Source organism: Desulfofustis glycolicus DSM 9705, assembly GCF_900130015.1.
GTDB lineage: Bacteria > Desulfobacterota > Desulfobulbia > Desulfobulbales > Desulfocapsaceae > Desulfofustis > Desulfofustis glycolicus.
In genome coordinates, this window is record NZ_FQXS01000017.1 from 90,013 (window position 1) to 110,769 (window position 20,757).

General features: G+C 56.9%; 21 protein-coding genes. 12 read left to right on the forward strand and 9 right to left on the reverse strand.

Annotated elements, in window-relative coordinates; genetic code table 11:
* The first annotated feature begins 358 nt into the window (after window positions 1-358).
* A complete protein-coding gene (locus BUC26_RS14005) occupies window positions 359-874 on the forward strand; it encodes a hypothetical protein (RefSeq protein ID WP_073377074.1) in 516 nt (171 codons plus the stop codon).
* 107 nt (window positions 875-981) lie between these two features.
* Here the strand turns inward: BUC26_RS14005 and BUC26_RS14010 are convergent, their stop codons facing one another.
* Together BUC26_RS14010 and BUC26_RS14015 are read right to left on the reverse strand one after the other, a co-directional pair.
* On the reverse strand, window positions 982-2,199 hold the full coding sequence (locus BUC26_RS14010; RefSeq protein WP_073377076.1) for an alginate export family protein: 1,218 nt from the start codon (window positions 2,197-2,199) through the stop codon (window positions 982-984).
* Between the two features lie 322 nt (window positions 2,200-2,521).
* On the reverse strand, window positions 2,522-4,246 hold the full coding sequence (locus tag BUC26_RS14015; protein WP_073377078.1) for an FG-GAP-like repeat-containing protein: 1,725 nt from the start codon (window positions 4,244-4,246) through the stop codon (window positions 2,522-2,524).
* Window positions 4,247-4,496: 250 nt separating this feature from the next.
* Between BUC26_RS14015 and BUC26_RS14020 the strand changes: the two genes are divergently transcribed.
* Window positions 4,497-5,078 (forward strand): hypothetical protein, encoded by a 582-nt coding sequence (locus tag BUC26_RS14020; protein ID WP_143166013.1) that lies wholly within the window; start codon window positions 4,497-4,499, stop codon window positions 5,076-5,078.
* 117 nt (window positions 5,079-5,195) lie between these two features.
* Here the strand turns inward: BUC26_RS14020 and BUC26_RS14025 are convergent, their stop codons facing one another.
* Window positions 5,196-5,993: a uracil-DNA glycosylase gene (locus BUC26_RS14025; protein ID WP_084540676.1), complete on the reverse strand. Its 798-nt coding sequence runs from the start codon at window positions 5,991-5,993 to the stop codon at window positions 5,196-5,198.
* A gap of 85 nt (window positions 5,994-6,078) precedes the next feature.
* Entirely contained in the window at window positions 6,079-6,303 is a 225-nt protein-coding gene (locus BUC26_RS14030) for a hypothetical protein (protein ID WP_073377083.1), read from the reverse strand.
* Between the two features lie 97 nt (window positions 6,304-6,400).
* Between BUC26_RS14030 and BUC26_RS14035 the strand changes: the two genes are divergently transcribed.
* The gene (locus BUC26_RS14035; protein ID WP_073377085.1) at window positions 6,401-6,772 is read left to right on the forward strand and encodes a helix-turn-helix domain-containing protein; all 372 of its coding nucleotides are present in this window, start codon (window positions 6,401-6,403) and stop codon (window positions 6,770-6,772) included.
* Window positions 6,773-7,094: 322 nt separating this feature from the next.
* The gene (locus BUC26_RS24540) at window positions 7,095-7,310 is read left to right on the forward strand and encodes an FmdB family zinc ribbon protein (protein ID WP_073377087.1); all 216 of its coding nucleotides are present in this window, start codon (window positions 7,095-7,097) and stop codon (window positions 7,308-7,310) included.
* 274 nt (window positions 7,311-7,584) lie between these two features.
* On the opposite strand, the gene BUC26_RS14045 is transcribed toward BUC26_RS24540, so the two are convergent.
* Window positions 7,585-7,926 (reverse strand): FtsB family cell division protein, encoded by a 342-nt coding sequence (locus BUC26_RS14045; protein ID WP_084540677.1) that lies wholly within the window; start codon window positions 7,924-7,926, stop codon window positions 7,585-7,587.
* A 107-nt stretch (window positions 7,927-8,033) separates the two neighbouring features.
* Between BUC26_RS14045 and BUC26_RS14050 the strand changes: the two genes are divergently transcribed.
* Window positions 8,034-8,432: a 2-thiouracil desulfurase family protein gene (locus tag BUC26_RS14050; RefSeq protein WP_425267082.1), complete on the forward strand. Its 399-nt coding sequence runs from the start codon at window positions 8,034-8,036 to the stop codon at window positions 8,430-8,432.
* Between the two features lie 72 nt (window positions 8,433-8,504).
* Here the strand turns inward: BUC26_RS14050 and tatC are convergent, their stop codons facing one another.
* A complete protein-coding gene (gene tatC, locus BUC26_RS14055; protein WP_073377091.1) occupies window positions 8,505-9,200 on the reverse strand; it encodes a twin-arginine translocase subunit TatC in 696 nt (231 codons plus the stop codon).
* Between the two features lie 302 nt (window positions 9,201-9,502).
* On the opposite strand from tatC, the gene serS reads away from it, so the two are divergent.
* Window positions 9,503-10,774: a serine--tRNA ligase gene (gene serS, locus BUC26_RS14060; protein WP_073377093.1), complete on the forward strand. Its 1,272-nt coding sequence runs from the start codon at window positions 9,503-9,505 to the stop codon at window positions 10,772-10,774.
* 40 nt (window positions 10,775-10,814) lie between these two features.
* Here the strand turns inward: serS and mobB are convergent, their stop codons facing one another.
* Entirely contained in the window at window positions 10,815-11,462 is a 648-nt protein-coding gene (gene mobB / locus BUC26_RS14065; protein ID WP_073377095.1) for a molybdopterin-guanine dinucleotide biosynthesis protein B, read from the reverse strand.
* Between the two features lie 326 nt (window positions 11,463-11,788).
* Between mobB and fdhD the strand changes: the two genes are divergently transcribed.
* Window positions 11,789-12,556: a formate dehydrogenase accessory sulfurtransferase FdhD gene (fdhD, locus tag BUC26_RS14070; RefSeq protein ID WP_073377096.1), complete on the forward strand. Its 768-nt coding sequence runs from the start codon at window positions 11,789-11,791 to the stop codon at window positions 12,554-12,556.
* Window positions 12,557-12,561: 5 nt separating this feature from the next.
* Here fdhD and BUC26_RS14075 read toward each other — a convergent pair whose 3' ends face one another.
* A complete protein-coding gene (locus tag BUC26_RS14075) occupies window positions 12,562-13,524 on the reverse strand; it encodes a D-alanine--D-alanine ligase family protein (protein ID WP_244155855.1) in 963 nt (320 codons plus the stop codon).
* A gap of 162 nt (window positions 13,525-13,686) precedes the next feature.
* Between BUC26_RS14075 and BUC26_RS14080 the strand changes: the two genes are divergently transcribed.
* The 5 genes from BUC26_RS14080 to BUC26_RS14100 all read left to right on the forward strand — a co-directional run bounded on the left by BUC26_RS14080 (window position 13,687) and on the right by BUC26_RS14100 (window position 20,126).
* Window positions 13,687-15,081, forward strand: a complete 1,395-nt coding sequence (locus BUC26_RS14080) for an FAD-binding oxidoreductase (protein WP_073377098.1) — start codon at window positions 13,687-13,689, stop codon at window positions 15,079-15,081.
* A 192-nt stretch (window positions 15,082-15,273) separates the two neighbouring features.
* Window positions 15,274-15,465: a 30S ribosomal protein S21 gene (gene rpsU, locus BUC26_RS14085; RefSeq protein WP_425267083.1), complete on the forward strand. Its 192-nt coding sequence runs from the start codon at window positions 15,274-15,276 to the stop codon at window positions 15,463-15,465.
* 76 nt (window positions 15,466-15,541) lie between these two features.
* Entirely contained in the window at window positions 15,542-16,456 is a 915-nt protein-coding gene (gene xerD, locus BUC26_RS14090) for a site-specific tyrosine recombinase XerD (RefSeq protein WP_073377102.1), read from the forward strand.
* Window positions 16,457-16,772: 316 nt separating this feature from the next.
* Window positions 16,773-19,451, forward strand: a complete 2,679-nt coding sequence (locus tag BUC26_RS14095; protein ID WP_073377104.1) for a CBS domain-containing protein — start codon at window positions 16,773-16,775, stop codon at window positions 19,449-19,451.
* 45 nt (window positions 19,452-19,496) lie between these two features.
* Complete coding sequence (locus BUC26_RS14100) at window positions 19,497-20,126, forward strand: site-2 protease family protein (protein ID WP_073377105.1); 630 nt, start codon at window positions 19,497-19,499, stop codon at window positions 20,124-20,126.
* Between the two features lie 82 nt (window positions 20,127-20,208).
* Here the strand turns inward: BUC26_RS14100 and BUC26_RS14105 are convergent.
* A partial coding sequence (locus BUC26_RS14105) for an OmpP1/FadL family transporter (protein ID WP_208609799.1) occupies window positions 20,209-20,757 on the reverse strand: 549 nt, incomplete at its 5' end.

The following is a 20,757-nucleotide window of genomic DNA, read 5'->3' on the forward strand; positions in this document are numbered from 1 at the left end:
GGCAGACCATTTTATCCCTGAACGATTCCATACCCTACAGGATCGCCTTCCTTGAAAACGTGGAAATCCTCATCGACGGTTCCGGTATCACGATAACTACCAGGGAATCAGGCCCGAAGGGCTGCGGACAGGACGTCCGCGGCCTGAGGCAGGGCCGGCCAATCCGGGGGGGCGATTTTCATAGACAAAAGTCTCTTGGCGTGACGCTCAGGATAAACCATCACTCCTCAGGACGTTGATCTTCCGCGACCAGATGAATACCAGTATGCCAGAAGATACCGGGACTTCGTGTTGCTCAGATACCCTGCCCCGGCCGATATAACAACGTTGGTTCCCAGAAACGATGGAGGATATCCGCATGAAGATAAGTCGGTTCAGGGCAGCCCTTTTGGCTCCCACGGCATTGCTGCTACTGCTGTCAGCCTGTCAAATGACTTCCAGCCCCCCCTTCCAGGATAGATATTACGATGCTCAGGAAGCGATTCCTCTGAAAGCCGGGACGGTACAAGAAAGCACCTGGCAGACGTTTGATGTAGTGATCGATTATCGCTATCAGGCAACCGCCGACACCATTGAAGTAAATGGCGCAGCAGCTCTCGGCCGGCACTATCAGGATCTCTACGAGCGGCTCACTAAGCTCGATGTTTATCTCTTCCTGCTTGACGATACAGCCAGGGTTCTGCAATCAAGAAAGATCGCTCAGGCACTGGCCAGCGAAACTGACACGGTACTCACTTTTTCGGAGACGATAGCGCTGCCGCCCGGCGCCAACCACCTGGCCTTCGGCTATGAAGGTCGGGTGCAGGCCAGTGATCCGGAACCCAACAGCGGCAGCGACTGGTTCTACAAACTGCCGCTGGCTCGAACACCGTAAATGCTCAGCAGCATCGATTTCCACAAAAGCCAATAGAAAAGGCCCGCTGCACGAGGCAGCGGGCCTTTGAGATACACCAACTAACTGCTATTTTGTTCAGATAATGCTTAGAAGCTGACGAAGAGGCCAACACCTGCCTGGAAACCGTCGCCGTCTACGTCATCACCGTCAACCGACAGGTACTGAACCTGAGCGTGCAGGCTGGTGTTATCCATGATCGCGTAGCTACCACCGGCGGCGATCGCAAGGGCGTCGGCATCGATGATATTGTCATCTTCTACGGTCAGGTAACCAACGGATGCACCGAGGTTCAGAGCGTCGCTGACTTTTGCAAATACTTTCAAGGTACCACCGATCAAACCAGCACCGGCTCCAGTCCAGTCAAACGGACGGCCCAGATCGATCTGCTCGTTGCTCAGCTTGGTGCCGACTTCCCAGACCGGATCCCAGCCGTCGAAGTCGTTGCCCAGCCAGGAGTACTGTACTTCGTCATCATCGGCGGCCATTGCATACCAGATCAACGGCTGGATGGTGATGGTATCGGTGATGGCCAGGTCGGCCCCGAAGTAACCCTGCAGACCCATGGCATCAACATCTTCGGCGGCATCGCCGGTGAAGAAGTTGATCTCACCGACCAGTGTGGCCATGCCCAGCGGAGCAGCTACGGATGCACCGAAGGCGTAGACGTCTTCGTCGGTCTCGCCGCCGTTGTAACCGGCGCCGAAGAACTCGGTTTTTACTTCACCAAAGGTCGGAGCGACCGATACGGCGTACAGGAAGGCGTCGTCGCCATCGGAGGCCGGTACGGCCGGGGTGGTGTCGGTGGCTGCTACGGCCGGGGTATAGCCGTCGTCATCGAGCAGGACGAATGCTTTGACCGGAACGGAACCCTTGAACTGTACCTGAATACCGTTATCCTGGGAGTTGACTACCTGGCTCGGGCTGACGCCGGCGTAGATCAAACCGGCCTGCATATTGAACATGCCTTTAGTCAGGTCAAGATAGGCGCGATCCCACTGCATAGAGCTGCCATCGGCGGGAAGCCGACCGGAACCGAAACCGGCATAGCGACCCCAACGGGCCTCGGTGGCATCCAGGCGGAATACGGCGTAAACGCCTTCAGCTGCCTTGATTTTGCCCATCATGCGCAGACGCTGATCGACATAGCTCTCATCACGGCCGCCAATACCCTCATCATCGTCTACGGTCCAACCGCGGACCCGCATCTCACCACTCAGGCTCAAGCGTTCCTCGGCGATAGCCGGAACGGCTGCAAGACCAACCAGAACCGGCACCGCTACAAGTGCTTTCATCATCTTCTTCATTGTTTTGCCTCCAAAACGGGGTTCTCATTTCGCTCGCCACTCATCCCAGCAAGCTCTGCAAATCTTCTCTGTCTCCTTTCCCGGAGAGCCGGCCGCTATACCGAAATGCGTTCGGTCGATGACGACCAGCGGGAGCCCGGAAAATATTAACTAATCTATATACCGGGGGTGGTGGCGTGTCAAGTTTTTTTTACCTCGGGTAAAAATTTTTATACCGGCCCTTCCGGTCAGTATTTTCCTATTAGAAACAATGGGTAGCACGGATCTATCGGCAATCGGCTGAGAAAAGTAGAGAGGAGGAAAGCAGCCGCAACGATACGCATCACTGCGGCGCAACACGCATTTCGTAAGCAAGGATCCGGCTGTTATCCCCTCCGGGTAAGAATCGACGCCAGAGGGCCTTGTCCGGCAATTGTGCGACATAGAGCCGACTGATAGCATCGACGGTCGACGATGTCGCCGTTTCCGACGAACCGGCGAAGACATAGTCCGCAACATAACCGGCGATATGACTGGTTCGCCACAACTCCGTCAGGCCCGCACCCCGCCAGCCGAGACAGGCGACGGAACCGCCGTCATAACTCCGGATATTGGGCAGATATTTGCTGACGGGATCGACCTCGTTGGTGACGATGATCAACTCGGCCACTCCGTCTCCGGTGATATCTTTGACATCGAGACGTCCGGGGATGTAAACGAGCCGGCGCATGCCCTCCTCGTCGGTGCTGTTCATTGCCGTACCATCGGCTGTTTCGGTTAAAATCGGTCCGAAATGGCGAAGGCTGCCGCCATAGGTGGCAGAGCTGACCCAGACCAGACTGCGCGTCTCGTCATAGACCAGCAACCGGTGACGTTCATCGATGACGGCCGTCTCGTTGCTGCCGTCCCCGTTAAAATCGGCAACGGCAAAATCAAAGAGATTGGTATCGGCGGGCAGGGGCAACCGCTCGGTCGATGTCAGCTGACCGCTTTGCCGATCCATAGACAACCGGAATACACCCGGTGCCAGATAACGCAGACCTTCATCCCGGCTCGCCTGCTGACCGGCCAGGATCTCTCCGCGGCCCGGCCAGGGGATCGGCCGAATATACCAGTCGAGATTTTGCTGCAGCGGCTGCAATGTCGCCGACCCGTCCCAGCCGAGAATGGCTGAGGCCGCTTTCCAGCCGTTATTGGCCGAGACGAAAAGATGCGGCAGATCGCTCTGATCCGGCGTGCCGATATTGATGACGTGAATCTTGATGACCGGCGGAAAATCATAGGAGGCCACCTGCTGAAAACGTTCATCGGAAAAATGAAAGACACGGATCTGGCTGCGGGAAGCGACCACCAGATCGTCAATACCGTCACCGTCCAGATCGCCGCTGGTCATCGTCTCGACATCGATCGGCAACGGTGAGCTGCGGCGAACACCGCGGGACTGGAAGCGATCCTCAGCGTCGCCGGTCAAGGCGCTGCCGCTATAGAGTCCTTTTTTGAAAGAACGCTCCGGGTGCGGCGTCTGGAAGGCGCCGAAGCCATCGTCCGCCGGCGCACCAGATTGCTGGCTGACTTCGGCCGTTTCCTGCCGGGGCTGCAGGTGTTCAGCCACGGTTTCGGCCAGTTGGGCAACGGCCGGCACGATGGTATCGATATCGGTGGCCGTAAACCCGAGCGGCTGCTGCTCGTCACCAACCTGCAGCGGGACCAGGACTAGGTTCACCCGCATTCCTTGCTGAAGGGCAACGATCTCACCGGTCGCCAACCAGTCAACGGGGATCAACTGTGCGGCCTGCTGCCGCTCATCCCGTTCGAGTAGCGCCCGCACTTCCCCGGCCTGACGTTCCGGGATCGCCCGGTTAGAGATATTGACATCATCCCGGTTTGCCAGACGCGCTATGAGCATCTGCCGGATCGCCTCCTCGAGATAGGCGTATGATCCCGCCTGCTCAGCGGAAAAGGGCAGCAACGCCAGGGTCGGTACCGCTTTCTCCTGCTGCGCCTGGGCGACCGAGAATCCCGACAAGAGGAGAACCACGCCAAACAAACCGGGGAGTAAAAAACGCATAAGCCACCTGCGAGGAAAAGAGATTAACGAGCACACCCTTCGTATCGTCACGCCTGTCCGCACCTGCCAGAAGATCCATGATGTGCCGGAAGATCTGTGATGTTAATGCATCTCCGGCAAGACTGCAACAATGCCCAACATCTCGGGCCAAACAATTATTGCTTGACTTTTGCAGGGGGAAACTCCATAAGTATAATGTGTATAAATTTTTGTACCGGTCGTAAAACCTTCGAAACGCACTTGTCGTCGAATGAACACAACAAGATACAGACAAAGCGCCCGTCATCTCACGCTTATCGTTGCGCTGGCCGTTGGCTTGCTGCTCTGCAGCATCCCGGCAATGGCGAACGGAGAAGCGTTGGCCGGCGAACCCGCCTACAAAATCACCGGGTATCGCTTTGATTACGACGCCGTTTCCGAATCAGAGCAAGGCCTGTTCCTCGAAACGTCGCGCTTCAAACCGCTGATGATCACCAATGCCGCCACCGACCTGTTCGGCAGTGGCCCCTTTACCGGACCATTAACCCCATCCTCCGGCAAATCGATTCCCCCGCATGGGTTTGCCATTGCCGCCGAGTACCTGGCCACACCCGATCTCGCGTTTCACGGAGCGATCGGTGTCGCGCAAGGCAACTGGGATGCGGATGCGGCTCTGCAAACCGAATCGAGCTGGGAAGCAAACATCGGCGTCGTCTATCGTCTCTTCAACTCCCTGTCCTATCAGGTACACTTCGGCTACATGGACACCGGCGATCTGTTCAAACAAGCCGATGCCTATTCTGAGGTCGAATCCATTATCATGATCAGTAACCAGCTGACCCTGAGTTTTTAACCTCCTGCCACCCCGTCACCACGTCCTGCAGCCGTCTTGCATCATTGCTTTGATGCGCACAAGGAGATTTAACGGCACCTCGTCTCAGTTTTTCCATGCCGACTGACCGGCGGCGCTTCAACGGTCCTGCTGGCGCAGTGTCTTCAGCACGAGTTGCAGATCCGTCCAGGCGGCCTGCTTCATTTCCGGATTCTGCAACAAAAAGCTCGGATGATAGGTTGCAACCAATGGCAGACCCTCTCCGGACGCCAGGCGACAACCGCTCACCCGCCCGCGCAGCACTGAAAGTGGACGCTCGATGCCGGTCATGATACGGGCGGCTATCGTCCCCATAGCCAAGACGACAACCGGGGTGAGCATCTCAATCTGCCGTTTCGTGTAGGCAGCGCAGACGATCGCCTGCTCCTCGGCCGGCTGAACGGTATCCGGCACACCACATTTGATGATATTGGTGACAAAGACATCATCAGCGCTCAAACCAATGGCGGCTGTCATGCGCTCGAGCATCCGGTCTTCTTCGATGCCGAACAACGTTCCGGCAGGCACGCTTTGCGCTTTGGCAATGCACAGCCACTCCCCGACTATCAGCACTTTTGGCCGAAGCGCCCCGCGGCCAGGGGTCGCGACGACACGTTCCTGATGCAATGGACAATTCCGGCAGCCGTTGATTTCAGCTGTGATGTGGCGCAAGTCGGGTCTAGCTTGCCGCGCGGCCACTGCCTCGGCACCGCTCGGAAGTCCCGGTGCTTGTGCCGCAGGTACGGCTTTCGGTAACGGCGACGATGTTGCGGCAAGCGACGCAAGCTCGTGCAGGGCTTTCTCCGCTGTTTTTTTGCAGCGATAGCCCACCAGTCCGCAACTCCGATGATACTGTACAAGTGCGTATAAATGTCTGAGCATGTGGCCGCGGGTCATGACAGTCTACTCGTTATGGGAACTTTGAAAAATTGTCATTTCGCCCAATCTCATCGTTGCGCAATCAAATTTTATCATCGGAATATTATATACATGCCTGTGGTAAAATTTTCATGCACGCCTCGATCTTGAACAAAATTCCGTATTTTTCAAGCTCCCCGTATGGCGTTGTTGTTCGTTGAAGTTGCAGCGCTTCACCAATAGTACCCACCTCCGGGGCAGCAGCAAAGACTTTTCCGCTGTGCTGCCGGTTGAGCGCTTCGCGATGAAGCGCTGCATCCCCGATCTGTAACTTTCTCGCATCGAGCATGAAAAAAGCACAGCACTCTCTCCCTCTTTGTGGTATAAGTGGCGATATTGAGCATATACCCTGAACCGCTACTTTCATCTTTTCGCAGGTTGCCGCCATGGAAAAAACAGAATTCAGCAGTATCCGCCGAAAGCTCGGAAAGACCCAGAAACAATTAGCGGCACTGCTCGGCATGTCGCTCAAAACCATTCACAGCTACGAGCAGGGATGGCGGTCCATACCCGCTCACATCGAACGTCAATTGTACTTTCTGCTCATCAAACAGCGGGGTAGAAATAAGCCGTTGATCCCCTGCTGGGAACAAAAAATGTGTCCGGACAAGGAAGCTTGCCCGGCCTGGGAGTTCCAGAGTGGCGACCTATGCTGGTTTCTGTGCGGCACCCTGTGCGAGTGTACGAGCGATTCATCCTATCGGGACAAAATCAATATCTGTCGCGATTGTTCAATATTTCAGCGTTTGATCGAATAATCATAAACCACCGACCATGCCGGAGGACACGCCGGCATAGATAATCAATTCGTCACCCCATCCGGCTGACAGGATCTTTTCTTTTCCCGATAAGGCTCTAGGGGAGCTTGAAAAATTCGGAATTTCGTTCAGGATTGAGGCACGCAAGAAAATTTTACCGCAGGCATATAGTTAATATTCCGAGGATAAAATTTGATTGCGTAACGATGAGGTTGGACGAAATGGCAATTTTTCAAGGTTCCCTTTATTTTTTGGGCCACTGTATTACACTATTTGCTATAATAGCTATGCTCCCTTTTCCAGACAAACAATAGAGTTGATCATGCCAATCTACGAATTTATCTGTACTTCCTGCGGACACCAGTTTGAAACGCTCCGCTCTGCGAAAGACCCCTCCGCCATTCTCTGCACGAAGTGTCAAAGCGATGCGGTTAAAAAGATCTTGTCGTCCGGAAGCTTCAAGGTCGGTGCCGGCGGCTCCGCATCCCTGCCCTCAGCGCCGCCGGTTGCCTCGTGCGGCCGGTCCGGGTTCTCCTGAGCGAGTTGAGCAGCGGCCCCGGTGGGGCCACCCGGATAGGTTGAAGCCAAAGGTGCTCGCCGAAATGATTGAACCGGTCAAGCGGCAAATTGTTGATGACCGGGATGGCAAATATTTTTGTGCCTGATATCAGAGCCATTTACAAAACAATCTTTTCGTCCAAATTCTGCGTTATGCTCAAATTTTTATCCTCGGAATATCATGTATATGCCTGCGGTAAAATTTTTCGCAGGCCTTGATTTTGAACGAAAATCTAAGTTTTACAAAAGGCTCATCAGTTCGAGGAATCGTCGCTGCCCGAGCGGGAAAAATCGAACATTTGTTCGTTTTTCTTGAGCAATCCGTATTTCTCCCGGGCGATCCGTTCCAGGTAGTCGGGATCGTTCTTCAGTCGGTCGATCTCGGTCCGCAACGCCTCGTTGCTCTTGATCAACTCTTCCGTCTGCCTCTCCAGGCGAACCGTCTCCTGGCGCAGTTTCAACAGGCCAAAAACACCGGTACCGGGGGCAAAGAGCAGCCACAGCAGCGTCCCGCAAACGATCAGCAGGGAAATCTTCAACAGCCGGTTTTGCTGGAGCGGCGTCAGCTTCTTTTTTGGTTTCTTTCTCGTTTGCATATCACTATAGTCTCTTCCTGGACCACCGGAGGACGGTACGACCGTCTCTTCCCCTGCCAAAACGGCCAATACGCTCAGAAGGAGCAGTCATTATGGTCGCTATCCGGATCGTACTTGTCAGCGCCTGCCTGACCGGTCTACGCACCCGTTACGATGGACGGAGCAAAACGAGCACTGCCTGTTTGCAACGACTCGAAGGGGCGATTTGGCTGCCTGTCTGCCCCGAACAACTGGGCGGCCTGGCCACACCGCGTTGCGCCGCTAACCTGATCGGCGGTAATGGCGCCGACGTACTCAGAGGCCGCGCGACGGTGATCTGCACCGACGGCATTGACGTAACCCACCAATTCATCACCGGCGCCGAGCAGGTACTGGCCATCGCCCGCAGCCAACCGGTCTCGTCCATCTTTCTGAAGACCCGAAGTCCGTCATGCGGCATCAGCACCCTCGGCGTTACCGCTGCTCTCTTGGCCGAAAACGGCTTCGTCCTGGAAGAATTTGAGTAACCATCTCTTCTTCCACGTCACTGTCGCCGAAATCAAGAGACCGGCGCAGGAGCGACGAGGACGAACCGGATGCTATGGAATCCTCATGAGCAGCAGAATGATAATCCCCACTTCATAGAGAAAGTAGAGCGGCCCTCCCATCAGCATCATATTGACGATATCCGGAGTCGGGGTCAGCAAGGCAGCCAGGATGGCCATCAGCAATATCGCGTAACGGCGGTTCTTGGCGAAGAAGCGACGGGTAACCAAGCCGATCCGGGCGGTAAACACCATCAGTACCGGCAACTCAAAAACAACGCCGAACACGAGGATGAAGACGGTGACAAAATTGACGAACCGGCCGATAGAGATGACCGGTTTGAGTTCCTCGGAGCCGAAACCGAGAAGAAAATTAATGCCAAACGGCAACGTGACGAAATAGCAGAAAACCGTTCCGGCATAAAACAACAGGCAGGTAAAAAAACTGAACAACAGCAACTGGCCGCGAGTCACCTTGAAGGGTTTACCGATCGCCCGCAGAAAAATAGTAATGATCCATGGCATCAAGATATAGAGGGCGCCGAACAGGGCCAGCTTGACATGGGCGAGAAACGGTCCGGGCACGCTGAAAAAATAAAGCTTTTCGGCAAGATGAGACTGGACGAGTTCAAGGAGTCGGGGTGTGAGGAAAAAGACCAATGCGGTACCGCCGATAATGGTGAGAAACAGGCTGCGGATCGACTTCCGCACTTCATTGATGAACATGACCAGCGCCGGTGGTGATTGCATCGTCCCTGTTTATCCCATGCACCTACTGTTGATCTCGGCAAGATCGGAACTGCCTTGCCCTTCCCGTGTCCCCGGTGAAAATATCAGATGCACCGGGGAAAAGCAATTTGATAGAGGTTGCACTCGCCGGCAAGCCGTGCTAAACAAAGCTCTCGAATGCGCAGCCCCCCGTTTTGTGATTACTTCTCGGTACATCGACGTACCTGTCGGTCCGCTGGCCGGCGGGTGGGTAGCGCCTGCATCCAGACAATCCGCCGTCGGCCTCGACCGCCGGTGCTCAACTGAACCTTCGGCACGATACCATGCATGAGTTACGATTCATCCGCGAGAACATCGATCTGGTCAAGGCCAAAACTGCACAGCGCGGAGCAGACACCGAGCCACTCGACCGCTTTATGGAACTGGACGCCAACCGCCTGACGGCCCTGGCCGAGGTCGAACGCCTGAAAAACAGGAGAAACACGGTGTCCCGGGAAATCGCCGTCCTGAAGAAAAGCGGCGACGACCAGCAGGCAGTGCCGCTCATCGAAGAAATGAAAGCGGCCAACAACCGGATCAAGGTACTCGATGACGAACTGGTCACCATTCAGGACAGCCTCCAGGAAATCGTGCTGTCGATCCCCAATCTCTGTGACGATTCGGTTCCCCCGGGCCACGACGACAGTGACAATCTGGAGATTAAGATCTGGGGCACAAAACCGTCCTTTTCCTTTACTCCCAAGTCGCACTGGGAGATCGGCGTCGACCTGGGCATTCTTGACTTCGAGCGGGCCGCCAAAATTTCCGGGGCTCGCTTTGCCGTGCTGTCCGGCTTTGCCGCGCGATTGGAACGGGCCCTGATTAACTTCATGCTCGACCTGCACACCACGAAACACGGCTATACCGAGGTCATGCCGCCGGTGCTGGTCAATACGGCAACGATGACGGCGACCGGGCAACTGCCGAAATTCGAGGAAGACCTTTTCAAGATCATGGACTGGGACCTCTACCTGATCCCGACCGCCGAGGTGCCGGTAACCAACCTCCACCGCGACGAGACGCTGGAAGAGGGGCAGCTGCCGGTCAAATACACCTCTTATACTCCCTGTTTCCGCTCCGAGGCCGGCTCATACGGCCGCGACACCAGAGGGCTGATCAGGCAGCACCAGTTCAACAAGGTGGAACTGGTCAAATTCACTACCCCGGAAACCTCGTTTGCCGAACTAGAGTCGCTGCTGGCCGACGCCGAAAAAGTCCTGCAGCTGCTCGGCCTGCACTATCGGGTGGTTACCCTCTGTTCCGGCGATCTGGGCTTTTCGTCAACGAAGACCTACGATATCGAAGTCTGGCTGCCCGGTCAGGAAGCCTACCGGGAAATCTCATCCTGCTCCAATTTCCTCGACTTCCAGGCCCGGCGCGGCGCCATTCGCTACCGGCCGGCGGGACAGAAAAAAAGCAGGCTGGTCCATACCCTGAACGGCTCGGGCCTGGCTGTCGGTCGCACCATGGTGGCGATCTTCGAAAACTACCAGCAGCAGGACGGCACCATCGCCATACCGGAAGCGCTCCAACCCTATTTGGCGACGTCAGGTTGACCGTCCCGGCAACCTGACACCCTGCCGACAGTGCCGGTGTTCAAAGCCTGATCCGCAGCTCGATCTCCTGGATCGTCTCGTTGACCTTCAGGCTGTTGATATAACCGCAGACCACCCCGGCCAGCGACTCCTGAATAAACGGCTTCATGATCACCTTGCGGCCGTTGACCAGCAGTGCCGCTTTTTCCGGCCCCCGCCCATCGACCCGCAAAAACCGCTTTTCCAGAAACAGGGCTATTTCTTCCGCCTCGTCGAGACGAAATACATAGTCGGCAACGATTTCCAGATCGGTGGCGACGGCGATCACGCCGTGCACCTCACGCCGCAGCATCTGTTCCGGGTTGCGCACCACTTCGATCTTGGCAATCTGACGGGCCTGCTTGAACCCTTCAGCAATAACGATGTCGACATCGGGAAGATAGCGGTGCACCAGCGCGGTCAAGGGCAGATTGCACGGTCCTGCCGACAGTACCGTCTGGTCCGGCGCCACCAACATCACCGCATCCGCCCCTGCCTGGCGATGGCGATCGGTGTCGGTCCCCGGGGTATCGAAGACGATTCCCGATTCGCAGCTCGACTTGACCACGCCGACCCGATAACCCAACTGTTTCAGAGAAAAGACGACATGGGCGGCAAGCGACGTCTTGCCGCTGTCATGCCAGCCGATAAATGAAACGATCGCTGTCATCGCTGCTCCCTTTTCGTTTTTTTATATGAAAACCGGCGGGGCTGGTTTTAACCTGTCCCCCGCTCACTTTCAAAAAATCGGTCTCCCGGATTACCCCCATCTGTCGAAGGCTGCATCGTATACCATAAACGAGCCGTCCCGAAAAACGCCATATCTTTCGACCGGCCGGATAAGGTAGCATCGAGGAAAATCAATCCGTGTAATTCGGCTGGACAATTCGGGCAAAGCTGCTACATATAGCGGTGCCGGCACACTTCAACGATCTGTTGCCGCCGGAAACGTATCGCCGTTGAACCTTTCTCAATCAGCTTCACCCATTGGACACGATGACCACAGCCGCTTCGATCACCCAGCCGACCACGATCATTACTCCGGACAATCGCGTTGACGCACAGGAAGAGATCGCCATCGAGACCCCATACACCATCACCCTCAACGAGGTGACCATCGGCGCTTCGATGGTGCTGCCGGTCGGCCTGGCCGAATTCGGCGTCGGTTTTCTCTTTGGTCAGGGATATCTGCAGCGGCCGGAAGAAATCAAAGAGGTCCTCGTCTGTCCGGAAGGCAAAATCTCGGTCTATGCCGATGTCGAAACCACCGAACCGAAAGAGGTAATCATCACCTCCGGCTGCGGCGGGACGGGGAAAATTCCGCGGGAGATGCTTGACGGCTTCATCGAACCACCGTTCGAGTACACCCTTTCTTTCAAAGATATCAAGGCGTTCATCCGCCAGGTACTACAGGCATCGCCGCTCGGTCCGCAAACGCACTGCGTCCACGGCTGCGGCCTCTGGGCCGACGGCCGATTGCAGGCTTTTTACGAGGATGTCGGTCGGCACAACGCGGTCGACAAAGTCCTCGGTGCCATTCTGCTCGGCATGGCCTCGCCGCGGGCCGCCGTTTACACCACCGGCCGATTGACCTCTGACATGGTCCTCAAGTGCGCCCGGATGCGCATTCCCATCGTCATGTCGCGTACGGCGCCGTCCTCGCTCGGTCTGGCCATCGCCGCCCGGGCCGGTATGACGCTGGCCGCGTATGCCCGGCCGGAACGCCTCAACGTCTTCCACGGCGCCCAGCGGATTGTCGACTGAGACGATCAGCCCGGCGGCTCCGCGCCATGGGCTTCACAGCCCAGTTCGATCAAGCGCTCGAGCAGTGCACCGTAGCTGAAACCAGCCGCCCCGGCCGCCTGGGGCAGTAGGCTGGTCCGGGTCATACCGGGGATGGTGTTGGTTTCCAGCAAATAGATGGTATTGTCGGCAGCGACGATCATATCACTGCGGGAATAGCCGGCAAGCTGCAGGACCTGGTGAGCACGCACTCCGTACTGCTGAGCCGTTCGGGTCAGTTCATCATCGAGTTCGGCGGGACAGATCTCTCGCGAGGCCCCCGGCAGGTATTTGGCGTTATAGTCGAAATATTCATGTTCGGCGCCGGGAATGATCTCGATCACCGGCAACGCCACCGGATCCCTATTGCCAAGGACAGAAACGGTGATTTCCCGACCGGCGATGTAGCCCTCAAGCATGACCCGATCATCGTTTAGCAGGGCCCGCTCGACCCCGGTCATCACCTGTTCCCGGCTCCGGGCGATAGTCAGGCCGAGACTCGAGCCGTCACGTACCGGCTTGACGACCAGCGGCAACCCGAGTTCGGCGATGATCTCGTCGCAGCGGTTCTGGACCGGGCCACCGACAACGATCCACGGGGCGACCGGCAGACCGGCCTGCCGGTAGAGCACCTTGGCCAGATTCTTGTCCATGGCCAGAGCGCTGCCGAGAATACCGGAACCCTGGTAAGGAATGCCAAGCAGGTCGAGCATCCCCTGGACCGATCCATCCTCACCGTATTGGCCATGCAGCAAAATAAAGGCGAAATCGATCTGGCCACATTCCCGGGCCAGCTGCTCGAGGTCGGAGGCCGGATCATACCGCCTGATCGAAAACCTGCTCGCATCGAGTGCCTCCTCGAACACCCGAGCCCCACTCAGAGACACCTCTCGCTCGCCCGACCGGCCTCCGGCGAGCAGTGCAACACACATCTTTTTCCGATCGGCCACAACATCACCTCTGCTCAGGAATTTCTCAGATGATCCGTCCACCACCACCCTGTTTGCGCTGGCAACACGATCGTATCTGGAGTATGGTTAGCCGCCACTACAGCGGCAGCAGTTACTGCCGCGAATCAACGAAACCTTGTTTCACCCTAAAACGAAATGACCATGTCCGCAATACCTTCCCCGGTCCTTGCCGAGATTTCCTCGATGGTCGGCGCAGACCAGCTGACCACCCGACCGGAAGATCTGCACTGCTACAGCTACGACGGCACCGCCGCCCCGCATCTGCCGGCGGCAGTGGTCTTCCCAGAGAATGTTGAACAGGTCGGCAAGATCATGCAGCTGGCCTCACGCTACGGTTTCCCCGTGGTCCCGCGGGGGGCCGGTTCCGGAATGACCGGCGGCGCCGTTGCCCTGCGCGGCGGCCTGATCATGGCCATGGCCCGGATGAGCAAGATCATAGAGGTGGACGAGGCCAACCAGATTGCCATCGTCGAGCCTGGCGTGGTTACCGGTGATCTGCAGCGTACCGTCCGGCGACATGGCCTGTTCTATCCGCCCGATCCGGCCAGCCTGAACTATTGCACCATAGGCGGCAACGCCGCCGAGTGTGCCGGCGGTCCGTCGGCAGTCAAGTACGGCGTCACCAAAGACTACATCATCGGTCTCGAGGTGGTTCTGGCCAGCGGCGACATCATCACCACCGGCGCCCGAACAGAAAAGAGTGTTACCGGGTATGATCTGACCAGGTTGTTCGTCGGTTCAGAGGGCACCCTTGGGATCATCACCAAACTGGTGCTCCGTCTATTGCCGTTGCCCCCTTACAAAGAGACCTTCCTGCTCACCTCGACTTCGCTGAAACGGACCACCGAACTGGTTTCGGAAATACTCAACGCCCATATCAAACCATGCACCTTGGAATATCTCGATCGTTCGACCATCAACGTGGTCGCCGATTTTCTCAGTAGTCCGCCGCCTGCCGGCACCGAGGCCCTGTTGATCGTCGAAATAGACGGTGAACAGCCGGTGGTTGCCGAACAGACGAGGCGCCTGCGCGAACTGCTCGCCGGCCAGAGTGAATTCACGCTGCGTCAGGCCGGCAACGACAAAGAGATAGAGGAGATCTGGCAGGCCCGCCGGGCCATTTCACCGTCGGTCCTGAAACTGCGCCCTAACAAGATCAGTGAAGACGTAGCGGTGCCGCGCTCCCGGATCCCCGAGCTGGTCGCCTTTATCGAACAGCTGTCCCGGGACCTGGATCTGATCATGCTCACCTTCGGTCACGCCGGTGACGGCAACATCCACGTCAACATCATGCTTGATCGCTCCGACCCCGACCAGGCCGAACGCGGCAAACAGGCTAAGGCGGCACTGTTCCGGCAAGCGATTGCACTGGGCGGCACCTTGTCCGGCGAGCACGGCATCGGCTTTTCCAAGGCCCCGTATCTGCCGTATGAATTCAACGACGCGACCATCGCGCTGATGCAGCGGATCAAGGGGTTGTTCGACCCGAAAAACATTCTCAATCCAGGGAAAATCTTTCCCCCACCGGAGATCTGATCCGGGCGATCCGACAGAGATCCTGAAAAACAGTTTGACAGCGACGGCACATCGTTTTATATAGAGAGATTGTCGCTGATAAAATGAGCCCACTCACCGGGCTTCATTCTTATCAGGTGCGGAAACAAAATGACAGCGACCAACCGGTGATTTACCATCATCGTTCAGCAAACGCCCACGGAGATACACATGATAGAAGTCGATGTTCGAGGTGACCTCGAGTTTGCCATCAGGCAGTTGAAAAAAAAGCTTCAGATTGACGGCATCAAACGCGAATTGAAACGCCGCGAGTATTATGAGAAGCCGAGCGTCAAAAAGCGACGCAAGCAGGCGGAAGCACGCCGCAAGCTGAGGAAGTTCAATCGCATGAGAAAATCATTGTAGTCCGTTTTCGCTGTTACCGGCCCCGTGCAACGTGCCCGGGGCCCTTCCGGTTGGTCTTCATCGGTTCACCGCAATCATGAAACAACCGACCCTCTCCGATCAGTCCGCTCCACTGCTGGAACTCTTCCTGCGTCACCTCACCGCCGAACGACGACTTGCCGACAACACCATTGTTGCATATCACAGCGATATCAAAAGCTTTCTCGTTTTTGTCGAGCAACGTGGTCACCATCGGCTCGACGACGTCGCGCTCAATGACATCCATGCCTTCCTGCAGGCCTGCCGCAACCGGGCCATTGGTAATCGCAGCAACGCCCGCAGGGTTTCGACCCTGAACGGTTTTTTCAGCTATCTTGCCGCTCACCGGCATACCGCCAACAACCCTTTTGCCACCGTCGACCTGCCGAAAAGCGGAACCTCCCTGCCCAAGGCCATGTCCCTGGCCGATGTCAACAAACTGCTCACCCCGCCGGCACAGACCAGCCCGCTGTATCTACGTAACCACACAATGCTGCTGCTGCTCTACGCCACCGGCCTACGCGTCTCGGAACTGGTCGGCCTGGAGTTGAACAGCTGCAATATGAACGGCGGTTTTCTTCGCGTTCGCGGCAAAGGCAACAAGGAGCGGCTGGTGCCGTTCGGCAGACGCACCGCCGAAGCTCTCGCATCCTACCTCGATGACGTCCGCCCCCTGATCCTGAAAGGCCGCCGCAGCTCCGCATTGTTTGTCACCGGTCGAGCCCGGCCGATGAGCCGGGTACGGTTCTGGCAAATTATCGGGGAGATCGCCAGGTCAGCCGGTATTCATAAAACCATTTCGCCGCACATGCTGCGCCATTCGTTCGCCACCCACCTGCTGGCCAACGGCGCCGACCTCCGGGCCGTGCAGATGATGCTCGGCCATGCCGATATTGCAACCACCCAGATCTACACCCAGATCGACCAGAACCGCCTGAAATCAGTCCATCGTTCCTTTCATCCGCGTGGCTGACGAGACGGGATTTGCTTTCGCCGTCCGCAGTCGCTATAGTATCGATTCATTTCAGGACTTTTTAGCAGATCAACCGGATCAGTTATACACGCGGTAAGTTCCGCCTACTCCCGAGTACTAACGTCGGCCGCGCCCGAACTGATCAACCATAGAGGAGCTTGAAAGATTCGGGATTTCGTTCAAAATCGAGGCGCGCAAGAAAGTTTTACCGCAGGCATGGATGATATTCCGAGGATAAAATTTGATTGCGCAACGATAAGATTGAACGAAATGACAATTTTTCAAGTTTCCCCATAGTCTGCCGGGATCAGCGTCCATGCGCGTTATAACCACCCATACGAACACCGATTTCGACGGCATGGCCTCGATGATCGCCGCCCAGAAACTCTACCCGGATGGCGTGCTCGTCTTTCCCGGTTCCCAGGAAAAAGCGGTACGCGATTTCATCGCCCAGACCCTGCTCTATCGCTACCAATTCCTCAAAGCGAAGCAGATCGAGCCAAGCCGAGTCACTTCCCTGGTGGTCGTCGACACCCGGTCATCCCAGCGCCTTGGCTCACTCGATGCTTGTCTGCAAAACACCGATCTTGAGCTGATCGTTTTCGATCATCACCCAAAAGCAGACGGCGACCTGCTCGGAACCTCCGAGGTTATTCGTGATGTCGGCTCGACCATGACCCTGCTTGCCGAAATCCTGCAGCAACAGGGGATCGAAATCAGCAGCGAAGAGGCAACAATTTTCACGCTCGGGATCTATGAGGATACCGGTTCTTTGACCTACACGACCACCACTCCAGACGATCTCCGGGCCGCCGCCTGGTTGCTGGAATGCGGGGCAAAGCTCGACGTTGTGACGCAATTCATCAGCCACGACCTGACCTCACATCAGATCGGCTATCTCAACGACTTGATGAAAAATGCCAAGCGGGTGACCGTTCAGGATTTGGAAATCGTTATTGCCACGCTGTCGTTACCCATCTACGTCGATGATTTCTCGTTGATCGTGCAGCGGCTGGTAAATATGGAGAACCTCGATGTGCTCTTTGCCATCGTGGCGATGGCCGGTCGTACTTACCTGATCGGCCGGAGCCGCATCCCCGACGTCAACGTCGGGGCGATCGCCCGCGATTTCGGCGGCGGCGGACATGCGTCGGCGTCATCCGCGACCCTAGCGGATATCGGGCCGATCGAGGCCTATGATCAACTGATCCGCAGTCTGCAACGCCACGTTCGACCACAGGCCATCGCCCGGGAGATGATGACCTCACCGGCCATCTCCGTCGTCGATGATGCCACCCTCTACGAGGCCCAGGCGTTGATGACCCGTTACAATATCAACGCGATGCCGGTCGTTCCCCGCCGTTCGGCTCGGCAGGAAGGTAGCGAGCCGATTATCTGCGGCATCATCTCCCGGCAAATGGTCGAGCGGGCGGTCAGTCACGAACTGGGCAACCAGCCGGTCCAGGATTATATGGCCAGCGATATCGAAGTACTGTCGCTCAATGCGACGCTGGCGGACATCCAGGAGATCATCATCGAACATCGGCAGCGGCTCATTCCGATCGTCCATGACCGGGACATCAAAGGCATCATTACCAGGACCGATCTGCTCAACCGCCTCGTCAACGAACCGGCCAATCTGCCGAAAAACCTGCTCCATGAAGCGGAACACCCATCGCTTGAGCGCAGCAGAAACCTGAGCCACCTGATGTCCGGCTGTTTGAGCAGCCCGATCGTTGAACTGTTGCAAACCATCGGCACTATCGCCGACCAGTTCCTGTTCAACGCCTTTGTCGTCGGCGGCTTTGTCCGGGATCTGCTGCTGCGCAAAGCGAACATCGATCTTGATATCGTCGTTGAGGGTGACGGTATCGCCTTTGCCAGAAAGCTCGGCCAGCACCTTGGCGGCCGTGTCAGGGAACATGAACGGTTCGGCACCGCCACCATCATCCTGCCGCAGGACCTGAAAATCGATATCGCCACCGCCCGCCTGGAATATTACGAATACCCGGCGGCACTGCCGACCGTTGAGCTGTCCTCGATCAAACTCGACCTGTATCGTCGCGATTTCACTATCAACGCGATGGCCATTCAGCTCAACCCGGAACATTTCGGCCGTCTCGTCGATTTCTTCAACAGCCAGAACGACCTGAAACAGATGGCCATCAAGGTGCTCCACAACCTCAGCTTCGTCGATGACCCTACCCGGATCTTCCGTGCGGTACGCTTTGAAAAACGGATGGACTTTACCATCGCCAGACACACCGAGCGATTGATCCGTAACGCGGTGAAGATGAACCTCTTCGGCAAAGCCGACGATCCGCGCTTTTTTACCGAACTCAAACTATTGCTCAATGAAGAAAATGCCTCACCGGCGCTGGAACGGCTGGCCGAACTCGGACTGTTTCCGTTTCTCTGGCCGGACCTCAAACCGCATCTGTCCATCGATCGGCGCTTTCGCCATTGCCTGGTCCAGACCCAACGTTCAATCGCCTGGTTCAAGCTGCTCTATCTCACCGACCGATATGAACCCTGGATCATCTACCTGCTGACCATCATGAGCCGGTCGTCAATGACCGTACTGGCCAATTTCTGCGACCGTTTCCAACTGCCCCAGCGAAACCGGACCATGCTGCTGAGCGAAAAACAACTGGCCGACAATGCCAGCCATCACTTGTCAGCCCGCAGCGAACTGAAAAACAGTGATATTTTCGTCGCCTTCAGGGAATTGCATATCGAGGGGCTGCTCTATCTGATGGCGGTGGCACGGAAAACCGAGGTTAAAAAAGCCGTCTCCGCCTACGTGACAACACTACGCCACCAGGCACCGCTGCTCAATGGCGACGATCTCAAGCAACTCGGTTACCGGCCCGGACCACCCTTCAAAAAAATGCTCGAAGCGCTCCTGCTGGCCCGACTCGACGGTCTGACCAGTACCCGCGACGATGAAATCGCCTTTCTCAACGATTATTTTCCGCTCAGCGACGGGCACTAACCTCCTTCCCGTCGTGGCAGGACGGACCGAAACAAGACCAGGACCATGACCCTTTTCGAACAGCTCCTCATTCAACTACCGCCGCTGCTGCTGGCCTTGACCCTGCATGAATACGCCCATGGCTATATCGCCTATCGCTTCGGCGATCCGACGGCGTTGCAGGCCGGCAGACTGTCGCTCAACCCGCTGAAGCACCTCGACCCGCTCGGTACCATCGCTTTCTTCTTCATCAAGATCGGCTGGGCGAAACCGGTACCGGTCAACGCCGCCTATTTCGCCAATCCCCGCCGGGACATGCTCTGGGTCGCGCTGGCCGGCCCGTTAACCAACCTGCTGCTGGCAATTATCAGCGCCGTGCTGCTGCGCCTGGTGTTGGTCGGCGGGACTCTGCTGCCGAAGCTGCCGCTGATAGAGGCGGTGCTTGTACCGTTTTCCCTGATGCTGGCGACCAGCATCTGGATCAATCTGGTCCTCTGTATTTTCAACTTCCTGCCGATCCCGCCGCTGGATGGCGGCAGGATCATGACCGGGCTGCTGCCCGAACGGATGGCCGCCCGTTTCGCCTTGGTCGAGCGTTACGGTTTTATCCTGATTCTGGTGCTTGCCTTTACCGGTGTGCTGTCTGCTGTTATCCTGCCGGTCATCAGATTCACCAACAATCTGTTGCTCACCTGAACGGCCGGAACGAAAAACGCCCCGTCCCCATGATCGGGGACGGGGCGTCACGACATCGACTGGGCTGATGGTCGTCCTGTCGCTAGAACTTATAGCTCAACCCGGCCGAAACGAGGATCGCCGAGGCGTTCTCGAACTCGCCGACAATCGCGCCGTTGTTGACCTTTCGCGAGTCTTTCAGGTCGTAGAGAAAGCCGAGTCCCAGCTCCATCTGCTCGCTCAGTTTTATCCGTCCGCCGATCGAGAACAGCATCGCATCCGAATCGGGCAGCTCGAAGCTCAGCGTCTCCTCCGGCACCGGATTCTCATCGATGGCGAAACCGACCATGCCGGTAAACGTCTCGTTGAACACGTACGTCGCACTGATCCGGAAGGCATCGGTATCATCCCAGTTCTTCGCTACCGGCGGGCCGAATATCTGGGCCAGCACCGGGTGACGCAGCGGCGTCGAATACTGGATGTCCAACTCCTCGTACTCCGACCAGAAGGTCCGGTCCCAGGCCAGCTCGACCGTCAGGTTCTCCCAGGTATAGGCACCGGCTATCGTCAATACCGCCGGCGCCGGCAGCGTCACGTTGCCGGTCGACTCGAAGACATACGGGGCCGGATAGTTGGTGTTCAGCGTCGCGTC

Excerpts from the sequence above, each read along its gene's own strand:
- BUC26_RS14005 (WP_073377074.1), top strand. The coding sequence starts at position 359 with ATGAAGATAAGTCGGTTCAGGGCAGCCCTTTTGGCTCCCACGGCATTG.
- BUC26_RS14010 (WP_073377076.1), bottom strand. The coding sequence starts at position 2,199 with ATGAAGAAGATGATGAAAGCACTTGTAGCGGTGCCGGTTCTGGTTGGT.
- BUC26_RS14015 (WP_073377078.1), bottom strand. The coding sequence starts at position 4,246 with ATGCGTTTTTTACTCCCCGGTTTGTTTGGCGTGGTTCTCCTCTTGTCG.
- BUC26_RS14020 (WP_143166013.1), top strand. The coding sequence starts at position 4,497 with ATGAACACAACAAGATACAGACAAAGCGCCCGTCATCTCACGCTTATC.
- BUC26_RS14025 (WP_084540676.1), bottom strand. The coding sequence starts at position 5,993 with ATGACCCGCGGCCACATGCTCAGACATTTATACGCACTTGTACAGTAT.
- BUC26_RS14030 (WP_073377083.1), bottom strand. The coding sequence starts at position 6,303 with ATGCTCGATGCGAGAAAGTTACAGATCGGGGATGCAGCGCTTCATCGC.
- BUC26_RS14035 (WP_073377085.1), top strand. The coding sequence starts at position 6,401 with ATGGAAAAAACAGAATTCAGCAGTATCCGCCGAAAGCTCGGAAAGACC.
- BUC26_RS24540 (WP_073377087.1), top strand. The coding sequence starts at position 7,095 with ATGCCAATCTACGAATTTATCTGTACTTCCTGCGGACACCAGTTTGAA.
- BUC26_RS14045 (WP_084540677.1), bottom strand. The coding sequence starts at position 7,926 with ATGCAAACGAGAAAGAAACCAAAAAAGAAGCTGACGCCGCTCCAGCAA.
- tatC (WP_073377091.1), bottom strand. The coding sequence starts at position 9,200 with ATGCAATCACCACCGGCGCTGGTCATGTTCATCAATGAAGTGCGGAAG.
- serS (WP_073377093.1), top strand. The coding sequence starts at position 9,503 with ATGCATGAGTTACGATTCATCCGCGAGAACATCGATCTGGTCAAGGCC.
- mobB (WP_073377095.1), bottom strand. The coding sequence starts at position 11,462 with ATGACAGCGATCGTTTCATTTATCGGCTGGCATGACAGCGGCAAGACG.
- fdhD (WP_073377096.1), top strand. The coding sequence starts at position 11,789 with ATGACCACAGCCGCTTCGATCACCCAGCCGACCACGATCATTACTCCG.
- BUC26_RS14080 (WP_073377098.1), top strand. The coding sequence starts at position 13,687 with ATGTCCGCAATACCTTCCCCGGTCCTTGCCGAGATTTCCTCGATGGTC.
- xerD (WP_073377102.1), top strand. The coding sequence starts at position 15,542 with ATGAAACAACCGACCCTCTCCGATCAGTCCGCTCCACTGCTGGAACTC.
- BUC26_RS14095 (WP_073377104.1), top strand. The coding sequence starts at position 16,773 with ATGCGCGTTATAACCACCCATACGAACACCGATTTCGACGGCATGGCC.
- BUC26_RS14100 (WP_073377105.1), top strand. The coding sequence starts at position 19,497 with ATGACCCTTTTCGAACAGCTCCTCATTCAACTACCGCCGCTGCTGCTG.